The sequence below is a fragment of the Thioalkalivibrio sp. ALMg11 genome (genome assembly GCF_000377905.1).
Classification (GTDB): Bacteria; Pseudomonadota; Gammaproteobacteria; order Ectothiorhodospirales; family Ectothiorhodospiraceae; genus Thioalkalivibrio.
Genome location: NZ_KB898886.1, coordinates 1 through 5273, shown reverse-complemented (window position 1 = coordinate 5273; position 5273 = coordinate 1). Strand labels below are relative to the sequence as shown.

General features: G+C 63.5%; 8 protein-coding genes and 3 pseudogenes. 3 read left to right on the top strand and 8 right to left on the bottom strand.

Translation table 11 applies throughout. The annotated features are described in order from the left end of the window. Positions 1 to 252, top strand: a pseudogene (locus tag D578_RS0114675) (IS256 family transposase); the annotation flags it as partial. Positions 253 to 287: 35 nt separating this feature from the next. On the opposite strand, the pseudogene D578_RS16230 reads toward D578_RS0114675, so the two are convergent. The 7 genes and pseudogenes from D578_RS16230 to D578_RS0114645 all read right to left on the bottom strand — a co-directional run. Further along, positions 288 to 368: pseudogene (locus tag D578_RS16230) on the bottom strand (PIN domain nuclease); the annotation flags it as partial. Beyond that, positions 365 to 628 (bottom strand): AbrB/MazE/SpoVT family DNA-binding domain-containing protein, encoded by a 264-nt coding sequence (locus D578_RS0114670; RefSeq protein ID WP_018950676.1) that lies wholly within the window; start codon positions 626 to 628, stop codon positions 365 to 367. The gene D578_RS0114670 and the pseudogene D578_RS16230, both read right to left, overlap by 4 nt. A 474-nt stretch (positions 629 to 1102) precedes the next feature. Continuing rightward, positions 1103 to 1393: a type II toxin-antitoxin system RelE/ParE family toxin gene (locus tag D578_RS0114660; protein ID WP_018950674.1), complete on the bottom strand. Its 291-nt coding sequence runs from the start codon at positions 1391 to 1393 to the stop codon at positions 1103 to 1105. Between the two features lie 11 nt (positions 1394 to 1404). Continuing rightward, positions 1405 to 1647: a type II toxin-antitoxin system ParD family antitoxin gene (locus tag D578_RS0114655; protein WP_018950673.1), complete on the bottom strand. Its 243-nt coding sequence runs from the start codon at positions 1645 to 1647 to the stop codon at positions 1405 to 1407. A gap of 543 nt (positions 1648 to 2190) precedes the next feature. After that, positions 2191 to 2373, bottom strand: a complete 183-nt coding sequence (locus tag D578_RS15800) for a type II toxin-antitoxin system HicA family toxin (RefSeq protein ID WP_081617393.1) — start codon at positions 2371 to 2373, stop codon at positions 2191 to 2193. 28 nt (positions 2374 to 2401) lie between these two features. Then, positions 2402 to 2623 carry a type II toxin-antitoxin system HicB family antitoxin gene (locus D578_RS0114650; protein ID WP_018950672.1) on the bottom strand — a complete coding sequence of 74 codons (222 nt, stop codon included), beginning with the start codon at positions 2621 to 2623 and terminating at the stop codon, positions 2402 to 2404. Between the two features lie 613 nt (positions 2624 to 3236). Next, positions 3237 to 4091 carry a Wzz/FepE/Etk N-terminal domain-containing protein gene (locus D578_RS0114645; protein WP_018950671.1) on the bottom strand — a complete coding sequence of 285 codons (855 nt, stop codon included), beginning with the start codon at positions 4089 to 4091 and terminating at the stop codon, positions 3237 to 3239. On the opposite strand from D578_RS0114645, the gene D578_RS16000 reads away from it, so the two are divergent. Beyond that, positions 4090 to 4245 carry a hypothetical protein gene (locus D578_RS16000; RefSeq protein ID WP_018950670.1) on the top strand — a complete coding sequence of 52 codons (156 nt, stop codon included), beginning with the start codon at positions 4090 to 4092 and terminating at the stop codon, positions 4243 to 4245. The two genes, D578_RS0114645 and D578_RS16000, sit on opposite strands and share 2 nt — an antisense overlap. Before the next feature lie 405 nt (positions 4246 to 4650). Here the strand turns inward: D578_RS16000 and D578_RS15075 are convergent, their stop codons facing one another. Beyond that, positions 4651 to 5019 (bottom strand): PIN domain-containing protein, encoded by a 369-nt coding sequence (locus tag D578_RS15075; protein WP_051076346.1) that lies wholly within the window; start codon positions 5017 to 5019, stop codon positions 4651 to 4653. 89 nt (positions 5020 to 5108) lie between these two features. Between D578_RS15075 and D578_RS15995 the strand changes: the two are divergent. Then, positions 5109 to 5273 (top strand): annotated as a pseudogene (locus tag D578_RS15995) (IS256 family transposase); the annotation flags it as partial.

Here is a 5273-nt window from a genome sequence, read left to right as displayed (position 1 = left end):
TGGCAATCGATCCGGACGACCAACCCGATCGAATCGACGTTCGCCACCGTGCGCCTGCGCACTGCCAAGACCCGCGGTTGCGTGACCCGCAACACCATCCTGAGCCTGACGTTCAAGCTCGGCCAGAGCGCCCAGAAGCGCTGGCGCCGACTCCGGGGTTACGAGTGGCTCGACAAGCTCGAGCGCGGGGTTCAGTTCATCGATGGCGTCGAGCAAACCGAGCCATCCAACACCGACCGGAGCGCCGCCTGACTCTCAGTGCTCATACACCAGAATTGACAATAACTCAGCATGGGTGCCACTTGGTCCCCACCCGGCTCGTCATGCAGAAACGCCAGCAATGCGGAAGCATCCAGTACCGTGGTCATGGAGCCTTGCGCTCGCGCGTCGCCTCGGACCGCCGCTCGCCGATCAGCTCATCCACAAGGCTGACGTCCCTGGGGATGTGCTTGAATCGGTCGCGCAACCGTTTCTCGACCAGTTCTCGCCGCTCCAGCACCAAGCTCTCGCCGACCAGGCGTGCGATCAGCCGGTCACCGGCTTGCAGCTTGAGTGTCTTGCGCAGCCCCGCGGGAATAACGACGCGGCCCTGAGCCCCTACCTGGACTTCGTTATCTTGATGTGCCATCAATCGATCCTCATGCCACGCATGTCTTGAAGGTGACACGCACTGGCCCAGCGCGCAAGAAAGGAAATCGGGACGGATTGATTTTTCACACCCGCCGCGACCATGGCCGGCATGACGTGTAGCGAAGGGCGTCGGCGCTGGTGGCCTTTAATTGCAGGAGCCGCGCTCCTCGGCGATTGGGGCGCTGGTTGGGCCTCATCGCCCCGGGGCTGGGCTTGTATGTTTCTTCCCGGCAACCGCCGCCTCCCAGCCTGTCATCCCGGCAGCCGCGCCTCTCACCCCGTCATCCCGGAAACCGCGTAGCGGTTATCCGGGATCTCATGCGTCTGGGCGGCCCCCAGCGGTGGAGATCCCGGCTCTTCGCTTCGCTACGGCCGGGATGACGGAGAGGAAGGGCAGCGATGCCTTTTGGGCCTACGATTTCCTGGAGCCGAACCTTCTCGGCGATTGGGTCCTATCGGCTTGAGGCGGCCCTCAAGGCATCGGAAGCCAATCTTCGTGTGCGTGACGCACTCGGAGGATGTAGACGTCGCCGCCCGGATCCAGGGTGTAGACGACGATATGCGCCTGAAACGGGTGAACACGCACAGGCGGATCGATCTCGAGGCGTTCGCGGGCAACCAGCGGATTATCCTCCAGGAACTGGAATTGGCGCTCCAGCGCTGCGTGATACCGCCCTGCGTGTTCGACACGGAATTCCGCGGCGCCCTGGACGAAGATGGAGATGACATCCTCCTCCGCCTTTTTGCTCAGATGAAAGGGCATTCCCTACCGGGTCAGGAACCGGAGCACTGCCGCAGCGCGCGCTCACGGAGCTCTTCCATACTGTACTGTCCCGCGCCGCTCTCGAGTGCTTCCGTGACGAACGTCTGCATGCGGTCGATCTTCCCGGCACGCTCCTGGTCGTGGCGTATAAGGTCGCGCACGTAATCGCTGGCGTTGCTGTACCGACCGGATTCGGCCTGCTTCTCGACCCAGGACTTCATCGGATCGGGAAGCGATACATTCATGGTCGCCATGGCCTCACAAACCTCCTACCTAGTTGGCAATCTTTGCCATAAAGGAATGATAGCCGCCCCGAGCCACCGGTGCGACCGCACCCCTGGATTCCGGCATCCGCGAGGCCAGACGTCTCCACCCGACCTTCGAGACCTGCAAAGCCCTGCCCTGTTATCCGGGGTAGGCAACCCTGAGCGCCGCCACCCCGGAAACCGCACCAACCACCGTCATCCTGGAAGCCACCCCACCCCCGTCATCCCGGAAACCGCGAAGCGGTTATCCGGGATCTCCCACGTCCGGGCAGCCCCACCGCTGGAGATCCCGGCTCTTCGCTTCGCTACGGCCGGGATGACGGGGTGGGGGGGGTAGCACTACGGCCGGGATGACGGGGTGGGGGGGTAGCACTACGGCCGGGATGACGGGGTGGGGGGGGTAGCACTACGGCCGGAACGACAGGGCGGAATTTGGCTGGAGGAACCGGGATGGCGGGTAATGAAGAACACTTTGGGCACCATCAGCTCGGGCGGGATAGCACATCCGCCCTTGGCGGCGGGGGCAGCTGTCTATTCGAACTCGGAACGAGGAATACCAGATTGCCGAATGATCGACATCAGAGTGCCCTTTCGCAGTTCGGAATGATCCGGTACGGGCACGGTGATCGTGGAGTGTCCATCCTTTTTCTGCATTGCGACATGGCTGCCCCGTTGCCGAACGGGTTCAAAGCCATGTCTCGCAAGGATGGCCATAACCTCCTTGCCCGAAAGCGGTCGCAGCTTACCCAACGGCGACCTCAACGCTGGTCACGAATACTTCACCATGGAGGCGTTCTTGAAGCTCGTCTTCCGAGGCCGATTCAAAAAACAGCTCCAGCGCTTCTCGCAAGTTGTTGCGAGCCTCTTCGATGGTTGCGCCCTGGCTTGCGACATCTACCTCGGGGCAGAACGACATATAGCCGCCGTCCTCCTGCTCGATAATCGCCGTTAAATGCTTCGTCATTGCGCTCTCTCCAGTGCCGAACGGCCAAGTCATTAGTATAGCGGTGTCACCACCATGCCTTCGGCCCTCACCACCTAGTGTTTCAACTGCGCCCGCCTCGACGCCAGGGCCCGAATCCCGTGATCCTCGCAGCAGGGCAGCCCTGCCTCATCATCCCGGAAACCGCCCCACCGCTGGAGATCCCGGCTCTTCGCTTCGCTGCGGCCGGGATGACCTGGTGGGAGGACGTTGCGGCTCTGTGACGGGCGGGATGGCCGCTTGAGACCGTGCGGCTTTGGCAGGGGCTTCGCGGGCAGGCCCGCTCCCACACAGGATGGCCGGGTTGTGGGTGCGCCCAGCTCGGCATCCCGGGCCCCACCCTACGGGGTCGGAGGATCGGTCGCGGACTTTGTGCCCGGAGCTCGGTGGGCAGTTGTTCCATCTCGGTCATCAGGGCTTGGGGCTCGGCGGGTTTGCGCTGGAACAGGCCGTGGCGCGAGGCGAGCTTTTTCCTGCAGATCGGTCGCATAGCAACGGGGCGTGCGAGCCTGATCGGATCCGCGCGCAGACGTGGCCATGCTTTAAAAAATGGCCCTCCAGCAGCTTCGGCTGGGAACGCTACAAACCTCCGCAGCTAGCCTTGTTCGGGGCGACGGCTTCGCGCGTTGCTGACGAACTCCCAGAAGAACGCCGCAAACAACCCGAGCATGCCCCCGAGCACCACGGACAGGGCGACGATGAGCGACCGACCGGCACCCACAGGGCTATCGGATTCCCCGGCGAGGAAGGTCTGTTCGGTGTCGCGGCTCATCGCTTGAACCGTTTCGGCGCTGGATCTTGCATCCACGCGCTGTGTACGCAACTCGGCCAGCTCGCGCCGGAGGTCGCCAATCTGCTGGGCCACGATCAGACCGGTGATGTCTTCCCCTTCGCCCAGACGCTCGTAGAGGGTGTTGAGGTCCTCCTGCAACAGCGCGATTTGCTCATCCAGCACCTCGATGCGGTTGTTCAAGGGCCTAAGGTTGGTGGCCAGGCTTTGTTCAAACCGTGGCGCCAGCCACTCGGCCAGAGCCGCGATCACCCCCTCATGGAGATCCGCCACATGCTCGGCCGCCTCGCGCGTACTGGTGGACTCCAGGATCAGACTGTAGTCGGAGCCGCGGGCACTCACGCGAACGCCAGGCCCCCGCTCCTCGTCGCCGAAGAGCGCATCTCGCTGCTGCGGGATCAGAACATCATCGAGCCGAGCGATCGCCATGTCCTGTGAGACTACGTCCATCAGCCCCTCGGAATAGACCCTTGGGAGATCCACGCCGGAACGGTATTCGTACACCACCGGCTGCATCATGGCGTACGCGACGCCCAGAACGACCGTGAGCACCGCGACCCCCAGCAGGACCGGCAAGCGGCGCACCAGCACATCCCACAGCTCGTACAGGCTGATTTCGTCATCGTACGGACGGGATTGCGGACCGGCGGGATCGTTCATGAGTCTGTTCCTGTATTCAAAAGCAATGTGCGAGCGGGCCTCTGTTCGGCCCGAGGCGTTCGGCCAGGTCGGTACCGCCAGCGACGGCGGCCCCGACCCCTTGCCAGGAAAGCGCTCGGGCGTTGCCATCACCGGCGGGCTCGAAGCGCCTTAAGCGTACAACCACGGGGCGTCGCGATTTGACCGGAAACCAGGGCTCTTTGCAAGGTTACGTGCCACCCCCGCAACAGCCCAGCCGGGAAGATGAGCGGTATGGGTCCGTATCCGCCGGGGTGATCCGACAGGCCCTTTGAAGGTCTGCCAGGAACCAACACACAAGCCGGCATTGTGGGAGCGGGCCCGCCCGCGAATGCCCCTGCCAGAGCTGAACAAGGTCAAAGGCTTCGCGGGGCAGGCCCGCTCCCACAGAGTGTTCCGGGTTTCCCTTACGCGCGCCCCTGTCGACGCGGATACCACGTTCGGCGTCACACCAAACGCCCCCAGGTTCCGTCATCCCGGAAACCGCGAAGCGGTCACACCGGGCTATGCCGGGGTCGCCCGATGCGGCTGTGCTTTCCGGTCAGGATGGAACGCGGTGGACACGCAGGCCCGGGACTTTATGAAAGTCTGCATCGCCGGTCACGAATGTACCTTCCGGCTCGGTTACGAGCAGGGACGCGGCTTGAATGGCGTCGGGTGTACGCAGGCCATGCCGGGCACGGAGTTCGGTTGCCAGATCCAGTACTGGCGTATCCATCGGGATGACCATCAGCCCGGGATCGTCCAGGAATTGGTCAATCTGCTCCAGGGCGTCGGCGTTCGAGGCGCGCATGGGGCGCACGCGGCATTCCAGCCGACTCAAGGCGGAAACCGCCAGCGCCGGCGGGTTTCCCTCGCCCTGGAGACCCTTGAGCGTGCCCCTGACAGCTTGCCGGGGAGTTACTGTCAAAAGTGGTGTACGGGAGGGATTGAGAAAGGCGGCGTATCCGGCTGGAATGGAAGTACCAGCAACCAACCAGCCAAGGGGGATACGCCACCATGACCTACGATACGACAGAGATTTCGAACGGGCCAGCGGACACGCCCGATGACCCGTTGACCGCGCTCCTGCGCCGCGGGGCGCGGGACCTGATCAAGCAAGCGGTGGAGGCGGAGTTGCAGACGTTCATGGAGACCTACGCGGCGGATCGCTTGCCGGATGGT

What these genes read in the sequence shown, in the direction of transcription:
- D578_RS15800 (WP_081617393.1), bottom strand. Translation starts at nt 2,373, where the DNA reads ATGGCCATCCTTGCGAGACATGGCTTTGAACCCGTTCGGCAACGGGGC.
- D578_RS0114670 (WP_018950676.1), bottom strand. Translation starts at nt 628, where the DNA reads ATGGCACATCAAGATAACGAAGTCCAGGTAGGGGCTCAGGGCCGCGTC.
- D578_RS0114645 (WP_018950671.1), bottom strand. Translation starts at nt 4,091, where the DNA reads ATGAACGATCCCGCCGGTCCGCAATCCCGTCCGTACGATGACGAAATC.
- D578_RS16000 (WP_018950670.1), top strand. Translation starts at nt 4,090, where the DNA reads ATGAGTCTGTTCCTGTATTCAAAAGCAATGTGCGAGCGGGCCTCTGTT.
- D578_RS0114660 (WP_018950674.1), bottom strand. Translation starts at nt 1,393, where the DNA reads ATGCCCTTTCATCTGAGCAAAAAGGCGGAGGAGGATGTCATCTCCATC.
- D578_RS0114655 (WP_018950673.1), bottom strand. Translation starts at nt 1,647, where the DNA reads ATGGCGACCATGAATGTATCGCTTCCCGATCCGATGAAGTCCTGGGTC.
- D578_RS0114650 (WP_018950672.1), bottom strand. Translation starts at nt 2,623, where the DNA reads ATGACGAAGCATTTAACGGCGATTATCGAGCAGGAGGACGGCGGCTAT.